The organism is Streptomyces sennicomposti, assembly GCF_019890635.1.
Classification (GTDB): domain Bacteria; phylum Actinomycetota; class Actinomycetes; order Streptomycetales; family Streptomycetaceae; genus Streptomyces; species Streptomyces sennicomposti.
The window spans coordinates 49,094-68,532 of record NZ_JAIOAB010000035.1 but is presented as its reverse complement, the minus strand read 5'-3'; the positions used below and the strand labels follow the sequence as shown (position 1 = coordinate 68,532).

The window sequence follows — 19,439 nt, the reverse complement described above, 5'->3', positions numbered from 1 at the left end:
GCGCCGGGGCGGTCGCACCCGCCGCCCATCGCGCGCAGATTCATGCCGATGCGGACAAAATGACATCAGTGAGGGCATCGGGGGCTCGCCGCTCCCGGCCCTCGGCCGTGTCCGCGTACCCAGGGGCACGGTCGTACGACCCGCCGGACCCGCGGCCCGGGCCCGCACACCGTTTCCGCTGATCGGAAGGCGTTCCCGGGCACCGGCCCGGCGCGGCCCTCCGACCCTCGCCATCTAGGGGTAGCCATGACGGACAACGCCGAGAAGTACGTGGCCGCAATCGACCAGGGCACCACTTCGAGCCGCTGCATCGTCTTCGACCACAGCGGCTCCATCGTCGCGGTCGACCAGCGCGAGCACCGCCAGATCTTCCCCAAGCCCGGCTGGGTCGAGCACGACGCCACGGAGATCTGGTCCAAGACCCAGGCGGTGGTCGCGGGCGCGACGGCCAAGGCGGGGCTGCGCGCCGACCAGGTCAGTGCCCTCGGCATCACCAATCAGCGCGAGACGACGGTCCTGTGGGACCGCGCCACCGGCAAGCCCGTGCACAACGCGATCGTCTGGCAGGACACCCGTACCGCGGCGCTGTGCAACGAACTGGGCGGCGCGGAGGGACAGGATCGTTTCCGCGAGCAGACCGGCCTGCCGCTCGCCAGCTACTTCTCCGGCCCGAAGGCGGCCTGGCTGCTGGACCACGTACCGGGCCTGCGCGACCGCGCCGAGCGCGGGGAGATCGCCTTCGGCACCATCGACTCCTGGCTCATCTGGAACCTGACCGGCGGCACGAACGGCGGCCGGCACGTCACCGACGTCACCAACGCCGGCCGCACCATGCTGATGAACCTGGAGACCCTCCAGTGGGACGAGTCCATCCTGTCCGCGATGAACATCCCGGAGGCGATCCTCCCCGAGATCCGGTCCTCCTCGGAGGTGTACGGCACCGCCGTGGGACCGCTTGCGGGTGTGCCGGTGGCGTCGGCCCTCGGCGACCAGCAGGCGGCCGTGTTCGGGCAGGCCTGCTACGACGTGGGGGACGCCAAGAACACCTACGGCACCGGCAGCTTCCTGCTGCTGAACACCGGCAACCGGCCCGTGCCGTCCAAGAGCGGCCTGCTCACCACCATGGGCTACAAGATCGGTGAGGAGGCCCCGGTCTACTGCCTGGAGGGCGCGATCGCGATCACGGGCGCGCTGGTGCAGTGGTTCCGCGACCAGCTCGGCATCATCCGCACCGCCGACGAGATCGAGCCGCTGGCGGCGAGCGTCGCGGACAACGGCGGCGCGTACATCGTGCCCGCGTTCTCCGGCCTGTTCGCGCCGTACTGGCGTTCGGACGCCCGGGGTGTGGTCACCGGGCTGACCCGGTACGTCACCAAGGCGCACCTCGCGCGGGCGGTGCTGGAGGCGACCAGCTGGCAGACGCGCGAAGTGGTGGACGCGATGTACCAGGACTCCGGAGTGGAACTGACCACCCTGAAGGTGGACGGCGGCATGACGAAGAACAACCTGCTCATGCAGCACCAGGCGGACGTGCTCGGCGTCCCGGTGATCCGTCCCAAGGTCTCCGAGACCACCTGTCTGGGCGCCGCCTACGCGGCCGGACTCGCCACCGGGGTGTGGAACGACCTCGACGAGCTGAAGTCGCACTGGAAGAAGGACGCCGAGTGGACGCCGTCCATGGAACCGGCCGTCCGCGACCGCGAGCACCACAACTGGCGCAAGGCCGTGGAGAAGAGCTTCGGCTGGCTGGAGGACGGCGAGGGCTAGGCCGCGCCCGCCGGTCCCCCGGGGGCGCCCGTCGTGCCGCACGCGCGCGTGTGCCGTCGTCTGCGCCGTACGCGCGCGTGCCGTCGTGACGCAGGCGCGCGTGTCAGGTGGTGAGTGCGCGCCGGCGGCGGTCCGCGGTGTACTTCATCGCGTGCTGGACGACGCCGACGAGGATCTCCTTGACCGACTCGCGGTCGCGGGCGTCGCACAGCAGCAGTGGCACCCCGTCGTCCAGGTCGAGGGCCCGGCGGACGTCCTCGGCCGGGTAGCGGGCCGCGCCCTCGAAGCAGTTGACGCCGACGAGGAAGGGGATGTCGCGCCGCTCGAAGTAGTCGATGGCGGCGAAGCAGTCCTCCAGGCGGCGGGTGTCGGCCAGGACGACCGCGCCGAGGGCGCCCTCGGACAACTCGTCCCACATGAACCAGAACCGCTCCTGACCGGGGGTGCCGAAGAGGTACAGCACCAGGTCCTCGCGCAGGGTGATGCGGCCGAAGTCCATGGCCACGGTGGTGGTGTGCTTGCCCTCCACGCCGCTGACGTCGTCCACCGGACGGCCCGCCTCGGTGAGCACCTCCTCGGTGCGCAGCGGTCTGATCTCGCTGACCGCGCCGACCAGGGTGGTCTTGCCCACGCCGAATCCGCCCGCCACCAGGATCTTGAGCGTGACGGGCTCGACCGGGGGCTTGCCGCGCTCAGTACGCCCGAAGATCATCGTTCATTTCTCCTGCTCGATGGGTCGGGCGGCGGTGGGCCGTAGCCTCCGCCGCCGGGGGTGACGACGACGAGCACGTCGCCGGGGCCGACGTCGGCCGAGCCGCTGGAGCCGAGGGGGACGACCGTGCCGTCGGCGCGTTCCACCCGGGCGGAGCCGAGTGCTCCCGGCTCGCCGCCCGCCATGCCGTACGGCGGGACCCTGCGGTGCTGGGACAGTGTGGAGACTGTCATGGGTTCCAGGAACCGGATGCGGCGCACCGCGCCGTCCCCGCCGGGCCAGCGGCCCGCGCCGCCGCTGCCGTGCCGCACGGCGAACTCCTCCAGCCGCACGGGCAGCCGCCATTCGAGGACTTCCGGGTCGGTGAGCCGGGAGTTGGTCATGTGGGTCTGCACGACGCTCGCGCCGGGGAAGCCGTCGCCGGCTCCGGAGCCGGAGGCGACGGTCTCGTAGTACTGGTGCCGCTCGTTGCCGAAGGTGACGTTGTTCATCGTCCCGGAGCCCTCCGCCTGCACGCCGAGCGCCGCGTAGAGGGCGCCGGTGACGGCCTGGGAGGTCTCCACGTTGCCCGCGACGACGGCGGCCGGCGGCTCGGGGCTCAGCATCGAGCCGGCCGGGACGACGATCTCCAGGGGGCGCAGACAGCCGTCGTTGAGCGGGATGTCGTCGGCGACCAGGGTGCGGAAGACGTACAGGACGGCGGCGTGGACGACGGAGCGGGGTGCGTTGAAGTTGGTGTCCAGTTGCGGTGAGGTGCCGGTGAAGTCGATGACGGCCGACCGCCGCGCGCGGTCCACGGTGATCCGTACGCGGATGACGGCGCCCGAGTCGGTCTCGTAGGCGTACTCCCCGTCGTCCAGGGCGTCGATGACGCGGCGGACGGCCTCCTCGGCGTTGTCCTGGACGTGCCGCATGTAGGCCTGGACGACGTCGAGGCCGAACTCCTCGATCATGTGGCCGACTTCGTCGACGCCCTTCTGGTTGGCGGCGATCTGGGCGCGCAGGTCGGCGAGGTTGGTGTCCGGGGTGCGCGAGGGGTACGGCCCCGAGGTCAGCAGGCGGCGGGTCTCCGCCTCGCGCAGCCGGCCGTCCTCGGCGAGCAGCCAGGTGTCGAAGAGGATGCCCTCCTCGTCGATGGTGCGGCTGCCGGCGGGCATGGAGCCGGGGGCGATGCCGCCGATCTCGGCGTGGTGGCCGCGGGAGGCGACGTAGAACAGGATCCGGTCACCGTGCGTGTCCGCGGGGCCGAAGACCGGGGTGATGACGGTGACGTCGGGCAGGTGCGTGCCGCCGTGGTAGGGGTCGTTGACCGCGTAGGCGTCGCCGGGCCGCATCGCGGTGCCGCGCCGTCGGACGACCTCCTTGACGCTCGTGCCCATCGATCCCAGGTGGACGGGGATGTGCGGGGCGTTGGCCACCAGGTTTCCGGCCGGGTCGAACAGGGCGCAGGAGAAGTCGAGGCGTTCCTTGATGTTGACCGACTGGGCCGTGGACTGCAGCCGGGCGCCCATCTGCTCGGCGATGGACATGAAGAGGTTGTTGAAGACCTCAAGCAGAACCGGGTCGACTTCCGTGTCGAGATCGGAACTCTCCGTAATCGCCGTGCGTTCCACCACCAGATGCCCGTCGTCGGTGGCGGTGGCCCGCCAGCCGTCGTCGACGACGGTCGTCGCGCCGGGCTCGGTGATGATCGCGGGGCCGGTGACGGCGCCGCCGGGGGGCAGGTCCTCGCGGTGGTGGAGGGGTGCGTCGCGCCAGGCGCCGCCGGTGTGCAGCCGGACGGTGCGCGGTGCGGCGGGCCGTCCCGCGCGGGCGGGCCGGTACGGGGCGAGGGCGGAGAGATCGGGGGGTTCGGTGAGACCGGTGGCTTCCACGGAGAGGGCTTCGACGACCACGGGGCGGTCGAGGGTGAAGGAGTACGTGCGGCGATGAAGTTCTTCGAAGGCGCGCTTCATGGCGTCGGGCTCGGCGAGTCCGACGGTGAGGGTGGTGTCCGTGCCGTCGTAGCGCAGGTGGGCGCGGCGGGTGACGCGGACGCGTTCCTCGGGGACGTCCTCGCCGCGCAGTTCGGCGCGGGCGGCCTCTTCGAGGTGGCGGGCCGTGTCGTGGACGCCCGGCATGGCGGCGGGTTCCAGTGCTGCTTCGACGGACTGTTCGCGCATGGCCGTGGTGTCGGCGAGGCCGATGCCGAGCGCGGACAGCAGGCCCGCCACAGGCGGGACGAGGACGGTGCGGATGCCGAGCGCGTCGGCGACCATGCAGGCGTGCTGGCCGCCCGCGCCGCCGAAGGTGGTGAGGGCGTAGCGGGTGACGTCGTGGCCCTTCTGCACGGAGATGCGTTTGACGGCGCCCGCGATGTTCGCGACGGCGATCCGCAGGTAGCCCTCGGCGACCTGCTCCGGGGTGCGGTCGTCGCCGGTCTGCTCGCGGATGTCGCAGGCGAGCGCGGTGAACCGGTCGCGGACGAGTTCCCCGTCGAGCGGCTGGTCGCCGTCGGGGCCGAAGACCTCGGGGAAGTGGGCCGGCTGGATGCGTCCGAGCATCACGTTGGCGTCGGTGACGGTGAGCGGACCGCCGCCCCGGTAGCAGGCCGGTCCGGGGTCGGCTCCGGCCGAGTCGGGGCCCACCCGGTAGCGAGCGCCGTCGAAGTGCAGGACGGAGCCGCCGCCTGCGGCGACGGTGTGGATGTCGAGCATGGGGGCGCGCAGCCGGACGCCCGCGATCCGGGTGGTGAAGACGCGTTCGTAGGCGCCCGCGTAGTGGGAGACGTCGGTGGAGGTGCCGCCCATGTCGAAGCCGATGACCCGCTCGTATCCGGCGAGGCGGGACATGCGGGCCATGCCGACGATGCCGCCGGCGGGTCCGGAGAGGATCGCGTCCTTGCCGCGGAACCGCCCGGCCTCGGTGAGGCCGCCGTTGGACTGCATGAACATCAGCCGGACGCCGTGCAGATCGTCGGCGACGTGCCGCACGTAGCGGCGCAGCACGGGCGAGAGGTAGGCGTCCACGACGGCGGTGTCCCCGCGCGGGACGAGTTTCATCAGGGGGCTGACCTCGCTGGACAGCGAGATCTGCGGGAAGCCGACGCGCGCGGCCAGCTCGCCGACGGCGCGCTCGTGGGCGGGGTGCAGATGGCTGTGCAGGCAGACCACGGCGACGGCGCGGATGCCGTCCTCGTACGCCTTCTGAAGAGGGCCGGCCAGGGCGTCCAGGTCGGGGGCGCGCAGGACGGCGCCGTCGGCGGCGACGCGCTCGTCCACCTCGATGACACGTTCGTGCAGCAGTTCGGGCAGCTCGATGCGGCGGGCGAAGAGGTGCGGGCGGTCCTGGTAGGCGATGCGCAGGGCGTCGCCGAAGCCGCGGGTGACGACGAGGAGGGTGCGCTCTCCGCGGCGTTCGAGCAGCGCGTTGGTGGCCACCGTGGTGCCCATGCGGACGGACTCCACGGGACCTGCGGCTTCGGCGAGGAGTTCCCGGACGCCGGCGACGGCCGCGTCGGCGTAGCGGGCCGGGTTGTCGGACAGGAGCTTGCGGGTGACCAGGCGGCCGTCCGGGCGCCGCGCGACGATGTCGGTGAAGGTGCCGCCCCGATCGACCCAGAACTGCCAGCCCGTCACGTCGCTACTCCGCTTCCACGCCGCTCACAGCGCCCGCAGGCCGTTGATCACGTCGCGCAGAATACTCTCGTCCGGCAGCTCGGCCGGCGGAACCGGACGGCTGACATGGACGTACTCCTCGTCCACGAGGTCGCCGATGAGCACCCGGACCACGCCGACGGGCAGGTCCAGTTCCGCGGCGAGTTCGGCGACCGACTGCGGGGTGTCGCGGCACAGCTCGACGATGTCCACGTGTTCCGGGGACAGCGTGTCGTCCGCCTCGGGGTCGTCGACGTGGGGCTCGGTGACGACGACCGCGATCAGGTCGAGGCGGTGCTGGGCCGCGTGGCTGGTGCGGCCCCGCGTCATGGCGTACGGGCGGACCACCGGTCCGGCGTCGTCGTCGAACCAGTGGCTTCCTGCCTGACCGTCTGCGCTCATGTCATCCCACTACCCGCCGGAGGGCAGATCGGTGCGCGGAGCCGCCCCCAGATGCACACCGACCCGCTTGACGAGAAGCGTCATCTCGTAGGCGACCTGTCCGACGTCGGAGTCGGCGTCCGACAGGACGGCCAGACAGCTGCCGTCGCCGGCGGCGGTCACGAACAGGAAGGCGCCGTCGAGTTCGACGACCGTCTGCCGGACGTTGCCCGCCTCGAAATGCCGGCCCACGCCCTTGGCGAGGCTGTGGAAGCCGGAGGCGACGGCGGCGAGGTGCTCGCTGTCCTCCCTGGTCAGGTCCTTGGACGCCCCGGTCGGCAGGCCGTCCCCGGAGAGCACGATGGCCTTGCGGATGCTTCCGACCCGGTCCACGAGGTCGTCGAGGAGCCAGTTGAGCTGCCTCTTGTCGGTCGCGCTGTGGCCGGTGGCCTTCGGTGCGGTCATCGACCGTCCCCCTCTGTCGTTCCTGGTGCTGTACTGCCGTCGCGGGCGTCGTCGCCCGCGGCGTTCTCCTCGCGGCCGCGCTGCCAGCCGCGCTGGAGCGAGGCCATCCGGCTGCGTACCTCGTCGGCGTCGCGCTCGACGGGGTCCGTCCGGTCCTCGGTGCGCCGCTGGGGCGCCCGCTTGAGCTGCGGGGCGATGCTCGCCTGCCGTACGCGACGGGGCAGCCCTCCGGTGTCGGGCTCCGGCGGCGCGGAGGGCGCGGCCGGGTCCACAGGGGCCGCGGCCGGGTCGGTGCCGGTGCCGTCCGTGCGGCCGGCGCCGAGGGCGGGCCGGCGGGTACGCTGCGGCAGGGCGGGAGGCTGCTCCGTGCCGTCGCCCGGGGACGGGGCCGGGGCGACGGTCGGGTCGGGGCGGTCCGCCGGGGCGGCGGGCTTCCCCAGGGGGCTCTCGCCTCGGCGGCGGGACGGCAACGGGGTCAGCGGCTGTTCGTCGGCGCGTGCGGCGCCGCCCTTGCCCTCGTTCCGGTCGCGGCGGGTCCGCCGGCCGGTGACCGGGCGCCCGTGGGAGCTGACCAGCTTGGGCGTCCGGCGCTGGGGCAGCGGCACCAGCCGGTCGCCGTCGCTCTCCTCGTCGTCGCCCGTGCGGTCGGAGGCGTCGCGCAGGCCGGGGTGCTGCCGGTGCCCGGCGAGATCGCGGGGCGTCGTCTCGTCCGACCGCGGCCGGGGCACGGAGCGGCGGGGACGGAACAGACCGCCGTCGCCGTCCTCGTCGTCCAGGGCGTCCGCGAACTCCTCGATGGCGTCCAGGTCGACCGGGGCCTCCAGTTCCACCGGCCCGTCCAGGACCGAGACCGGCAGACCCGGCAGCTGCACGGCCGTCTCGGGAAGGGCGCCCCCGCGGCCGTCGTCCCGCCCGGCACGTTCCAGGGACCGCTGCCGGTCCAGCCGGAAACCGACGCCGTTGGTGTCGGGCACGTCGTCGGTGAGCAGCGCGTCGGGCAGGAAGACCACCGCGGTGGTGCCGCCGTAGGGGGACGGCTGGAGCGAGACGCGGACGTTCTGCCGCTGGGCGAGCCGGCTGATCACGAACAGTCCGAGCCGGTCGGTGTCGGAGAGTTCGAACTCGGGTGTCTCGGCGAGCCGCAGATTGGCGTCCAGCAGTGCTTCCGCGGACATGCCGAGGCCGCGGTCGTGGATCTCCAGGGTGAAGCCGTTGGCGACGCGTTCGCCGATGACCTGCACGGCGGTGTGCGGCGGGGAGAACACCGTGGCGTTCTCCAGGAGTTCGGCGACCAGGTGCGTGATGTCGGCGACGGCGGGACCGGTCAGGGCCACCCGCGGCAGCCGGCGGACCTCCACGCGCTCGTAGTCCTCGACCTCGGCGACGGCCGCGCGGACGACGTCCATCAGCTGCACGGGTTTGCGCCACTGCCGGGACGGGGCGGCGCCGGAGAGGATCACCAGGCCCTCGGCGTGCCGGCGCATACGGGTGGTCAGGTGGTCGAGGCGGAACAGGTCGGCGAGTTCCTCGGTGTCCTCGGTCCGGCGTTCCATGGTGTCGAGGAGGGTGAGTTGCTTGTGCAGCAGGACCTGGCTGCGGCGGGCGAGGTTGACGAACACCTCGGAGACGCCGGCCCGGAGTTCGGCCTGTTTCACGGCGGCCTCGACGGCGGCGCGCTGCAGGGTGTTGAGGGCCTGGCCGACCTCGCCGATCTCGTTCCTGTCGTATTCGAGGCGGGGCACCTCGGTCTCCACGTCGACCTGTTCGCCGGCCGAGAGGCGGCGCATCACGCTGGGCAGGCGGACGCCGGACGCCTCGTGCGCCTCGGTGCGCAGTCGGCGCAGGTCGCGGATGAGGCCGCGGCCGATGCGCACGGACAGGAAGAGGGAGACCAGGACGGCGATCAGGCCGAGGACGCCGGTGACGGCCGCCCGCAGGATGACGCTCATCGCGACCGGGCGGACGCGGTCCTGATAGCGGTCGTCGGCCTGGTCGTCGAGGGTGCGCAGACGGTCGAGGGCCGCGCCGGCGGCCGTGTCCCAGCTCTGCGCGGTCACCCCCCGGGGCATGCCCGAGCCGGTGGCGGCTGCGGCCTGTTCGGCGGCCCGCAGCGGGGCCGAGGCGGCGTTGCTCCAGAAGCGCTGGTAGGGGCCGCGTTCGTCGGCGGGCAGCAGCGGCAGGCTGATGTCGTACAACAGGGTCCGCTCGGCGGCGAGTTCCGAGATGTCGCGGGTCTCGTCGCGGGTGAGGGTGCCGACGACCAGGGAGGAGCCGAGCAGCGCGTCCTCGCGGGAGAGGAGTTCGCGGGCGCGAGCGAGGTTGACCAGGGCGCGGTACTGCTTGTCCAGGGTGACGTCGCTGACGACGTGGAGGTCGGCGAGCAGGGCGTAGCAGGGGTCGACCAGGCGGTTGTAGAGGTCGAGCGCCTGGGCGCGGCGGAGGGTCCGGTCCTCGACGCCGCGCCGCAGGGAGGAGAGGCCGTCGAAGGCGTCCAGTGCCGCGGTCAGCCGTCCTTCGGAGCCGGTGCCCAGTGCGTCGCGGACGTCGGAGTTCCGTGCGTTGCCGCGGAGTTCGGCGATGGCCTTGTCGGTGGCGGTGCGGCTGCGGCGCAGCGCGGCGAGGCCGTCGAAGGCGCGCGGGTCGGCGAGGTGGACGAGGGTCTGGCGGCGTTCCTGCTGCAGCGCCCGGACAGCGTCCTCGGTGGGGTAGGCGATCTTCTCCACGACGGAGGAGGTGTCGAACATCCGGGTCGCCTGCTGTCCCGTGAGGACGGTGGCGAAGGCCCAGATCGCGGTCAGGGACAGCAGCGGCACGAGAAGCAGCGCCACGATCTTCCGGCGGATGGAATTCCCGCGAAAGCGCATGGCCTCCCCCAGCTCGACCCCCACCGGCCGGGGGTACACATGTGCGTCAACAAACGGCGCGAGCCTACTACCGACGCACAGGTATCTCGAAGGCGCGAACGGAAGCCGAACTTCCGCGCCAGCGGCGACAGATGGCGAGTTGTCCGGGCATGGCGGGAGATGGCTGCCCGGAATGCGAAGGTGGCGGGTGCGCCGGACCGGGCGGGCCGACCTGATCCATTGGCCGATATTTTTCGTCTGCCGGGAATCTTCACGGCGTCCCGCTCGTCCTTACACATGGGGCATGGGGGCGGAATGAGTCACTGGAGCCGCGTCCCGCACCCGGGCGGCGTAAAACAGCGCAAGCCGGGCAGCCCACTGGGGAGCCGGTTCTTCGGACGCCGGGGCGAGCGGTCTGCTGGCGGTGGGGAGTGACACGTTGATGGACACGGCGGAGCGGCACGAGAGGGCCGTCGGCAGGGGTGGTGCGCGGCCGGCGTCGGTCCGGCGGGCGCCGGATCACGACATTCCGGCGGCCAGGGCCGGCCGGGACCCCGTACGCGGCCGCGACCGGCCCGCGTACGAGGAGGAACCCGCCGCGCAGCCCGCCTACCGGCCGCTGTGGGTGGAGGAGCCGGCGCGGCGGCGCAGGCTGCCGGACCCCGTGCGCGAGGCGGCGGTGCGGGCGGTGCTGATCATCGCCGTCACGCTGATCCAGGCCGTGGTGGCGTTCCTGTGCACCATGGCCGGGTCCTGGCTGGCCTTCCCGATGGTCATCAGCAGTGTGGCCAGCACGGTGGTGGCCACCTGGGCGGCGCTCGACGTGTGGGTGACCCGCCAGGTGTGGAACCAGCGCAACGGCGTGGTCTCGGCGCCCAACAGCACCGCGCGGGCCCTCAGGCGCGAGCGGCGCCGGGCCCGGCGGGAGGCGCGGGCGGCCGAGCGGACGCAGGAGCGAATACGCCGCCGGGGCGGCGCGGGGCAGCTCTCCCACCCGTAGGGGCGCCTGGCACCCGTGGAGGCCGCCTCGCTCCCCCGTCGTCGGTCACGCCTGGTCGGTCACGGAGTGCTCGGTGCGGGCTTCTTGAACATGCGGGTCGCGGTGATCTCGCTGTGCACGGCCTCGCCGGACGGGATCTCCTGCGGCAGGCCCGGCCTCAAGTGCTCCTCCACGCTGATGTACTTGAGCCCGGCCCTCAGGTCGGCGTCGTTGCGCAGCCGGATGACGAGCGGGAACTCGGCCAGCGCCGTCGTGTCGAACAGGCCGGTGGTGTAGAGGAGCTGGACGCCGAGCGCGTCGGACACGGCCCGCTGAAGTTCCAGCAGATAGGTGGCGTTGGCCCGGCCGATGGGGTTGTCCAGGAACAGCGTGCCGGCGTGACGGTGCTTGTCGTGGCCGCGGTCGTTGCTCCGCAGGGCGGCCATGGTGCAGTACAGGGCGATGGCCGCGGTGAGCAACTGGCCGCCGGAGAAGACGTCGCCCATCTGCCCGACCGGGACGCGTTCGGCGCGCAGCACCGCGTCCGGCTTGAGGATCTCCACGGCGACGCCCTTGGGCTGGAGCGCGGCGGCCACACCGCGCAGCAGCAGGGACATGCCGTCGCGCCGCAGGTCGGAGTTCTTCTTCACGGCGGCCCGGGTCGCCTCGTCGATGACCTCGCCCAGGCGCTCGGTGAGCGTGGCCTGGTCGGGCTCCTCGAAGCGGATGCGCAGGAACTCCTGTCCGGACCACTCGCCGAGTCCTTCCGGCAGCCGGGACAGGCGCTGGGCTGACCTGAGCGTGGCGAGGGCGGACTCGACCAGGCCGCGCAGCCGGTCCACGATCGAGTCGCGGTTGCGTTCCAGCTGGGCGAGTTCGTCGGTGAGGACGCGCAGCCGGGGCGCGAAGGCCTCGGCCCACTTCTGGGCGTGCTCGGGCAGGGCGGAGGCGGGCAGTTCGCGGATCTGCTGCCGGGCGGGGGTGCGCACCTGCTCGTACCGGGTGGAGTTGGCGTGCCGGACGAGGACGTCGCTCGCCTCGCGGACGGCGGCCTCGGCGGCGGACAGGTCGGCGGCGCAGCCGCGCAGCGACCGGCGGGCCTCGGCGGCGGCCTGCCGGGCCGCCTCGGGGCTGCCCGGGTAAGGCTCCGGCGTTTCCTGCTCGTCCTCCGCGATGTGCTCGCGCAGCAGGTCGCGGAGCATGGCGGCGATCTCGTCGAAGCCGCCCGCGGCGTCCTCGGCGGCGCGGTGGGCCTCCAGCAGTTCGGTGTGCGCGTCGCGGGCCTGGGCCAACGCCTCGGTGCGGGAGGCGAGTTCGGCGGTGGCCGTGCGCAGCAGCGCCTGGGCGTGCTCGGCGTCGCGCGGGAGCAGTTCCTCGGGCAGCTCGGTGTGCCGCTCGCCGTCCTCGGGGGCGAGGCGTTCGGCCTCGCCGCGCAGCCGGCCGAGCTGTTCGCTCGCGGAGGACATACGGGTCTCCAGGAGCTGCACCAGTTCCTCGGCCCGCGCCGCGGCGGCCTGCCGGGACGGCCCGTCGGAGCCGTCGGGCGACTGCAGGAGCTGCTCGGCACGGGTGCGGACCTTGTTGCTGAGCCGGTCGAGTTCGGCGCGGGCCGCGCTCTCGTCGCTCTCCGCGCGCGCCTGCTCGGCGCGCAGATCGGCGCCGACGCCGACCTTCTCGTAGACCTGGGAGGCGGCGCGGTAGGCCTCGCGCAGGGCCGGCAGGGACGCCTTGGGCCCGTCCCCGTCGGTCTCGGGCAGGTCGTCGGGGGCGCCGGCGATCTCGGAGCGCTCGGCGCGCAGCGCGCGGGCGGTGCGGCGGGCGTCGTCGGCGGCGCGCTGGGCGGCCCTCCGGTCCTCGTCGGCGGCGCGGGCCCGGTCCAGACAGGCCTGGGCGCGGGCCTCCGACTCGGCGGCCTCGTCGGCGAGTTCGCGGAGCCTGGCCTGCCAGCCGGCGCGCTCGCGCAGCCGGAAGGCGAGCCCGGCGAGGGCGTCGGCGGCGCGGCGGGCCTTCTGTGCGGCCTCCTGGCGCTCGTCGCGCAGTTGCGCGGCCTCGGCGGCGGCCTCCTCGGCCTCCGCGCGTGCGGTGCGGGCCTCGGCCAGTTCGGCCTCGGACTCCTCGGCGAAGGCGCGGGCGTCGTGGGCGGCCCGGGCCAGTTCGCTCAGGCGTCCGGCGGGGCAGCCGGTGCGCCAGGAGGCGAGCCGGGCGGCCAGTTCGCGATCCTTGCCGAGCCGGGCGGCGAGCCGGCGGATCTCCTCGTCCCGCTCGGTCGCCCGCGCGCGCAGCGCCTGCCGTTCCTCGTCGGCGGCGTGCTCGTCGTGCATGGCCGGGTTCGGGGTGACGAGGAAGATCGCGCCCTCGGTGAGGTTCTCGGCGGGGGTGGGGGCGAGCAGGGCGGCGGCGGTGCCGACGGCCACGGCGGACCGGGGCAGCAGGGCGGCGTCGGCGAGGGCCGCGCGGGCCCGCGCGTGCGTGTCGGGGTCGGTGATGATGACGCCGTCGACGAGTTCGGGGCGGGCGGCCAGCACGCGCGCGTGGTCGGCGGGGTCGACGGCCTGGGCGAGGTAGCGCCAGCCGGGCAGCGCGGGGATGCCGTGCTCGCCGAGGAACTCGACGGTGGCCAGGACGTCGGGCCCGGGCGGGAGCAGCCCCCCGTCGCCGAGCGCGCCGAGGATGCGGGCGTCGTCGGCGGCGGCGGTGCGCAGTTCGAACAGGTGCCGTTCGGCGGAGGAGACGGCGGTGTCGAGGAGTTCGCGCAGCTCGTCGGCGAAGCGGTCCAGGTCCTCCACCGTGAGGGGGCCGTCGGCGAGGGGGCGGGGTGCGCGGCCGGCCGGCGCGCCCGCCCGGCTCGCGGCCGTGGAGCCGTTCCCGCCGGTGCCGGGCGCCGGCACGGCCGTATCGCCGTCCGCGCGGCCCTGCGGCGCGGCGTCCGCGCCGTCCGGCCGTGTGCCCGTCCCCGTCGCTCCGGTGGCCGCTGCCCGCGCGGGCCCACTCAGCGGGTCCTCGACCGCCGTGCGGGGGCCGGGGACCCCGGCCCGTCCGGTGGGGGCGGCGGCCGGCAGGCTCAGCAGTTCGGCGAGCCGTTCCTCGGCCGCCAGGGCCTCGGCGGTGCGGTGCTCGGCCTCGTACGCCCGCCGGGCCGCGGCCGCCGCGTCGGCAGCGCGGGCGGCGGTGAGTTCGGCGCGGGACTCGGCCGAGGCCGCCTCACGGGCGCCTTCGGAGGCCTTGCGGGAGGTCTCGCGGGCCTGGTCCCAGGCGGCGACGGCGGTCTTCTCGGCGTCGCTGGCGGCGAGCGCCGCGCGCGCCGGGTCGGCGTCGGGGGTGCTGTCGTCCAGCCAGCCGGCCCGGACGGCCTCCGCCGTCTCCTGTTCGACCTCCGCCAGCCGCTGGCGCAGATGGCCGGCCTCGCTGCGGGCGCGCTGGGCCTCGGTGGCGGCGGCGGTGGCGTCCCGGTGGGCGGTCTCGCCGGTCTCCTGGAGCTGCGCGGAGCGCTCCTCGCCCTCGTTGGCGAGGGTCTCGGCGCTCTCGGCCGCCGCGTGCAGGGCCCGTACGAGGTCGACGGCGGCCTTGGCGCGGGCGGCGAGCGCGGGCGCGGCGTCCCGTTCGGCCTCCTGGATCGCGGCGGAGACGCGGGCCACCCGGTCCGCGGCGGCGCGGTGGCGCAGCACGGCCTCGGCTGCCTGCCAGGCGGAGTGCAGGGTGCGCGCGTCGGCCAGTTCCCGCTTCTGGGCCGCGGCGGACTTCTCGGCCGCGGCCAGCGCGAGGGAGGCGTGCCGGTAGGCGAGTTCGGCGGCGATCAGGGAGCTGCGTTCGCGGGCGCTCTCGCACTGGGTGACGGTGTGGGCGGCGGCGGTGACCTGCTGGGCGAGGTCGGCGGCCCGGACCCGCTCCTGCACGGCCCGGGCGGACAGCCGGCGTACCAGGGTGCGGGTGCGGCGTTCGGCCGCGGCGTGGATGTCGCGCGCGCGGGTGCGGGCCTCGGCGGCCTCGACGATCCGGCCGAGCAGGTCGGCCGAGCCGGCGGTGAAGTCGCGTTCGGCGATCAGTTCGGAGCGCCGGCCGAGCTTGTTGCCGAAGCCGCTGACCAGGTCGGCGAGGCCGTCGGTGTCGCGGGTGTCGGTGACGGCGCGCAGCAGCAGGTCGGTGAAGTCGGAGTCCTTCTTCACCGCGAACAGGCCGGCCGCCTCGCCCTCGTCGGCGTTCATCTCGCGCTGGTAGCGGAAGAGTTCGGGGTCGAGGCCGAGGTCGCCGAGGTGTTCGATCCAGCGGTCGTGGATCTCCTCCCAGTGCACCTCCAGGTGCGGGTAGGCCTTGCCGGCCTCGGTGAGGGCGTCGCGGAAGCCCTTCATGGTGCGCCGCCGGCCCCGGGCGCCGGAGACTCCCTCGGCGGGCGGGCGTACGGAGGTGGCCTCGGCGACGGGCAGGTTGTCCAGGGTGAGGCCGGGGCCGGGCCGGAAGGAGTACCAGGCCTCGGCGAACTTGCGGGGGTCGTTGGAGACCTGGCGTCCGCGCCACTCGCTGACCTTGCCCACGACCACGCACTCGCCGGTCTGCACGTGCTGCCACTCCAGCGCGACGTGCCCGCAGTCGTCGGCGAGCAGGAACTTGCGCAGCACGCCGGAGCTGGCGCCGCCGAGGGTGTTGCGGTGGCCGGGCAGCATCACGGAGAAGATCAGCTTGAGCAGGACCGACTTGCCGCCGCCGTTCTCCAGGAAGAGCACGCCGGCGGGTGCGGGGCGGCGCGGCGGGCCGACCGGCTCCTCCTCGAAGAACTCCGCCTGGGTGGGCGCGGGGTCGGGCACCGGCCGGCCCACGCCCCGCAGGTCAAGCACGGTGTCGGCGTAGCGCGCACCGGCGGGTCCGATGGAGTAGAGGCGGACCCGGGACAGCTCGTACATGGCGGACTCTCGTCAGTCTTCGTGCGGTTCGGCAGGGTTCAGGGCTGGGTGGGCGCGTGGAACGGCAGGCCGGCGTCGGCCACCAGTTCCAGGTCGTCGGAGTCCTCGGCGGGCAGCAGGCTCGGTGTGCCGTCGGTGACGGGGACGATGCCGAGGTCGAGGAGTTCGGCCATGGCGGCGGCGCCCGCCAGGTCGCGCACCTGGAGCTGGTAGCGGGCGGTGGTGCGGTAGGTGCCGCCGCTCTCGTCGCCGGTGCGCTGCAGGAACCCGGAGTCGGTGAGGAACGCCAGGGCCTTGGCGACGATGCCGGTGGTGGAGGCGGCGGGCCGGCGGGCGTCCTTGGTGGCGCCGGTGGCGCTGCGCCTGGCCCAGATCCGCCAGGCGGCCTCCAGGCCGGGCGCGTCGGTGGCCGGGTCGGTGTTCTCGCCCTGCTCCTCCGCGCGTTCCTCCAGGCGGCGGCAGGCCTGGCGGACGAAGGCGTCGACGCCGTTGACGGTGACGCGTCCGATGTAGGCGTCGTCGGCGAGGTCCTCGGGGCGGGGGAAGGCGAGGGCGGCCACCGCGAGGTGGGCGAGGCCGTGCAGGAACCGGTCGCCGGAGTCGGTGGCGGCGCGGCGCGCGTAGTCGCCCATGCGGACGGCGAACACCGAGTCCTCGGCGGCGGTCACCGCCATGCCCGCGCGCGGGGACACCTCCAGGACGACGAGCCCGAGGCCGGCGGCCACGGCGTCGGCGAGCCGGGCGAACGCCGGGTCCTCGCGGTGGCGGCGCAGCAGCTCGGCGTACTCCTGGTCGCGGGCGGGCTGCAGTTTGGGCTGCAGCCCGAAGGCGACGAGTCGGGCCGCGTCGGCGGCGTCGGCGGGCGTGACGGCGGCCGACGTGGGCGCGCCGTCGAGGTCCGGCTCACTCCGGTCGACGTGCTCGGTCACGGACACACAACTCCTCGGTCTCGCGGATGGTTCTGGTGGCGGGCGCCCGGGACGGGTCCCCGGGCTCGGAGGCGGACGCCCCGAAGGGGGTACGGCGTGCGCACGCGTCCCCAGGGCGGTACGCGGCCTCGGTGCCGATGCCCCGAAGCCGGTACGTGGCCTGGGAGCCGGCGTCCCGGAGCCGGTACGGGGCCTGGGAGCCGACACCGTTAAGGCGGTACGTGGCCCGGGAGCCGGCGCCGTTAAGGCGGTACGTGGCCCGGGTGCGAGCGCTCTCCGGGCGGTACGCGGCCCCGGAGCCGGCGTCCCGACGGGGGCGCGGGGACGTACGGGGGCGCGGGGACGTCCGGTCGCGGCCCGGCGGCGCACCGCGGCTCCCGGACGCCGGCGGCGAAGTGGTCACGCCGCCTCCGTCCGGTCCGCGGCCATCCCGGCCGCGTCCAGCAGCGCGGTGCCGACGACGAGGTCGGCGCCGCCGAACTCGGGGTCGTCCAGCTCGGTGCCGTCGTCCACGGCGAACAGCAGCTTCTGCTCGCCCTGCCGGTAGGCGGTGCCGACCGGGGGGCTGGCGGCGTGCACGGCGAGCAGGGCGACCAGGTAGGCCAGATCGGAGTCGCCGGTCCGCCGCGCCTCGGCCAGCAGCCCGGACAGCCGCCTGGGCGCGTCCGCCGGCAGGTCCAGCAGGTCCATGGCGGCGGCCAGTTGCTCCTCGCTGAACCTGCTGTCGTCCGGTGTGGCGATGAGGTCCGGCTCGGGCATCTCCGCGCCGAGGTGCTCGCGCTCCAGGGGCGGGGTCAGCAGCAGGTCCACCAGGTCGGCGACCCGCACGGACACCGGGGTGCGCAGGCCGGTGCCGCGGGCGAAGAAGGCGTCCGTGACGCGTCGGGCCTGCTCCAGGGGCAGCGGGAGGGTGGGGGCGAGCAGATGGCCGTAGAGGTCGGTGCCCGAGCTGGTCAGGGGCGTGGCGAAGGCCTGGCGGTCCTGTTCGGCGCGGAACAGGGGGCCGGCCTCCAGCAGCCGGGACTGCAGCTGGGTGTGGCGGCGGATGCAGTCCTTGACGATGTCGACGAGTTCTGCGGCGCGCCGCTTGTGCTCGGGCTCCTCGGTCTCGTCGCGGGCCCGGCGGATGTTGGTCAGGATCGCGTTCTCGTGCCGGTAGCGGTCGGCGACGTGGTCCAGGGCCTCGGCGATCATGTCGGGCACGGTGTTGAGCCAGTCCACCGCGCGGACGTTGCGCCGGGTGGCCTCCAGGGCGCGGCGCAGGGTCTCGGAGTACTGCACCGTGCGGTAACGGGCCTGTTCGGCGGCGAGCTGGGCGTCGGCGAGGCGGCCGCGGTTGATGAGCACCTCGAGCTTGACCTCGGCGGCGATCTGCGCGCTGGTGACATCGGTGTCCAGGGCGCCCACGAGGACGTTGACCGCCTCGTCGGTGGTGCGCAGGTAGACGCTGCCGCCGGGGCCCGGCACCTCCTCGATGAGCTTGAAGTCGTAGTCGCGGCGCACATAGGCGCCGTCCGGCCCGAACGTGCCGTACACCGCGCGGAAGCCGCGGTCGACGCTGCCGACGTTGATCAGGTTCTCCAGGACCCAGCGGGCCACCCGCTCGTGCTCGGCGGCCGGGCGGCCGGGGGCCTGGGCGGCGACGCGCGGGATCAGCCGGGCCACTATCTGGTCGTGGTCGGCGCCGGTGTCGAAGTCCATGTTGAGGGTGACCAGGTCGATGCCGGCGAGCGCGATCTCGGCCATGCCGTACACCGAGTACTCGCCCGCGAGGTTCGCCTTGCGGGCGTCGAGGTCGTGCAGCGGCGCCGTGCAGGCGAGCGCGCGCAGCCGCCGCGCCAGTCCCTCGTCGGCGGCCGGGCCCGGTGCGGGGCGCGGCCCCGCGCTGAGCTGGGGCGGAACGCTGTCCGTCGATGCAGGCGAAGTCACGGTGCACAGACTAGGTCCTCGGTCTGACAACGACCCAAACGGCGCAGACCAGCCGCCCCGCGACGGCCCCGGCCCGCCTGCGGCGGCGCGCCCGGCCGCTCCGGCGCGGGCCGCCGTCGTTCCCGGCCTCCGGGCCGCCACGCCCCGCCTCGGTCGCCGCCCCCGAGGGCACAGGACGCCGCGGCCCGCCCCTACGCCTCCTCGCCCACCCGGCGCCGATACACCTCGACGACCCGCTCCAGGGAGTCGTCCAGGTAGACGGCGAGCAGGCGCTCCGCCTCGCGCCGCTGCCCCGCCGAGAGCACCCGCAGGATCTGCTCGTTGCGGTCGAGGTAGGGCTCGTGCAGCCGCCGCGGGTCGTCCACGACGTGGAAGGCGAGGCGGAGTTCGGCGAAGACGCTGCACATCAGCTCGTCGGTGCGCTCGCTGCCCGCGAGGGCGACCAGTTCGCGGTGGAAGTGGATGTTGGCGGTGCCCAGCCCTTTCCAGTCACCTTCGCGCGCGGACCGCCGGCCCTCCGCCACGGCCTCGGACAGCCCGTCCAGCGCGTACGGCGGCTCCCCCAGGCCGCGTACGACGGCGCACTCCACGAGCCGGCGGGTGCGGTAGATGTCCTCGACGTCCTCGACGGCCAGCACCCGGACGAACACCCCGCGGTTCAGCTCGTGGACGAGCAGCCGCTCGTGCGTGAGCAGCCGGAACGCCTCGCGCAGCGTGTTGCGGGAGACGCCGAGCGCCCCGCCGATGCTGTCCTCGGACAGCCGGGTGCCGGGCGGGAAGTAGCCCTCGGCGATGCGGCTCCTGAGGATGTCGGAGACCCGCTCGGCGGTGCTGGTGCGGCCCAGCAGGGCCCGGTCGTCGGCCAGTGGCGTCAGCTGCTCAGCCATGCCCGGAATTCAACCGC

Annotated in this window: 10 protein-coding genes and 1 pseudogene; 2 read left to right on the top strand and 9 right to left on the bottom strand. The window is 74.2% G+C overall.

From position 1 onward, the window contains the following. Window positions 1-246 precede the first annotated feature (246 nt). Entirely contained in the window at window positions 247-1,767 is a 1,521-nt protein-coding gene (gene glpK, locus K7787_RS19945; RefSeq protein ID WP_019983948.1) for a glycerol kinase GlpK, read from the top strand. A gap of 103 nt (window positions 1,768-1,870) precedes the next feature. On the opposite strand, the gene K7787_RS19940 is transcribed toward glpK, so the two are convergent. From K7787_RS19940 to K7787_RS19920, 5 genes and pseudogenes are all read right to left on the bottom strand, one after another. Further along, window positions 1,871-2,479 carry a GTP-binding protein gene (locus K7787_RS19940; protein ID WP_223002409.1) on the bottom strand — a complete coding sequence of 203 codons (609 nt, stop codon included), beginning with the start codon at window positions 2,477-2,479 and terminating at the stop codon, window positions 1,871-1,873. Further along, window positions 2,460-6,096, bottom strand: a pseudogene (locus K7787_RS19935) (hydantoinase B/oxoprolinase family protein). Before K7787_RS19935 ends, K7787_RS19940 begins: the two are co-directional and overlap by 20 nt. Before the next feature lie 24 nt (window positions 6,097-6,120). Next, window positions 6,121-6,516, bottom strand: a complete 396-nt coding sequence (locus tag K7787_RS19930; RefSeq protein ID WP_009187528.1) for a DUF742 domain-containing protein — start codon at window positions 6,514-6,516, stop codon at window positions 6,121-6,123. Between the two features lie 9 nt (window positions 6,517-6,525). Beyond that, entirely contained in the window at window positions 6,526-6,960 is a 435-nt protein-coding gene (locus K7787_RS19925) for a roadblock/LC7 domain-containing protein (RefSeq protein WP_009187529.1), read from the bottom strand. Beyond that, window positions 6,957-9,824 carry a nitrate- and nitrite sensing domain-containing protein gene (locus K7787_RS19920; protein WP_223002416.1) on the bottom strand — a complete coding sequence of 956 codons (2,868 nt, stop codon included), beginning with the start codon at window positions 9,822-9,824 and terminating at the stop codon, window positions 6,957-6,959. The genes K7787_RS19925 and K7787_RS19920 overlap by 4 nt, the downstream gene beginning before the upstream one ends. 421 nt (window positions 9,825-10,245) lie before the next feature. Between K7787_RS19920 and K7787_RS19915 the strand changes: the two genes are divergently transcribed. Then, window positions 10,246-10,803, top strand: a complete 558-nt coding sequence (locus K7787_RS19915) for a hypothetical protein (protein ID WP_043260575.1) — start codon at window positions 10,246-10,248, stop codon at window positions 10,801-10,803. 59 nt (window positions 10,804-10,862) lie between these two features. Here the strand turns inward: K7787_RS19915 and K7787_RS19910 are convergent, their stop codons facing one another. From K7787_RS19910 to K7787_RS19895, 4 genes are all read right to left on the bottom strand, one after another. After that, complete coding sequence (locus tag K7787_RS19910; RefSeq protein WP_223002407.1) at window positions 10,863-15,677, bottom strand: coiled-coil domain-containing protein; 4,815 nt, start codon at window positions 15,675-15,677, stop codon at window positions 10,863-10,865. 38 nt (window positions 15,678-15,715) lie between these two features. Then, window positions 15,716-16,606 (bottom strand): hypothetical protein, encoded by an 891-nt coding sequence (locus K7787_RS19905; protein WP_164392199.1) that lies wholly within the window; start codon window positions 16,604-16,606, stop codon window positions 15,716-15,718. A 399-nt stretch (window positions 16,607-17,005) separates the two neighbouring features. Further along, window positions 17,006-18,535: a hypothetical protein gene (locus K7787_RS19900; RefSeq protein WP_223002406.1), complete on the bottom strand. Its 1,530-nt coding sequence runs from the start codon at window positions 18,533-18,535 to the stop codon at window positions 17,006-17,008. Between the two features lie 191 nt (window positions 18,536-18,726). Then, window positions 18,727-19,422: a GntR family transcriptional regulator gene (locus K7787_RS19895; protein ID WP_223002405.1), complete on the bottom strand. Its 696-nt coding sequence runs from the start codon at window positions 19,420-19,422 to the stop codon at window positions 18,727-18,729. Between the last annotated feature and the right edge of the window lie 17 nt (window positions 19,423-19,439).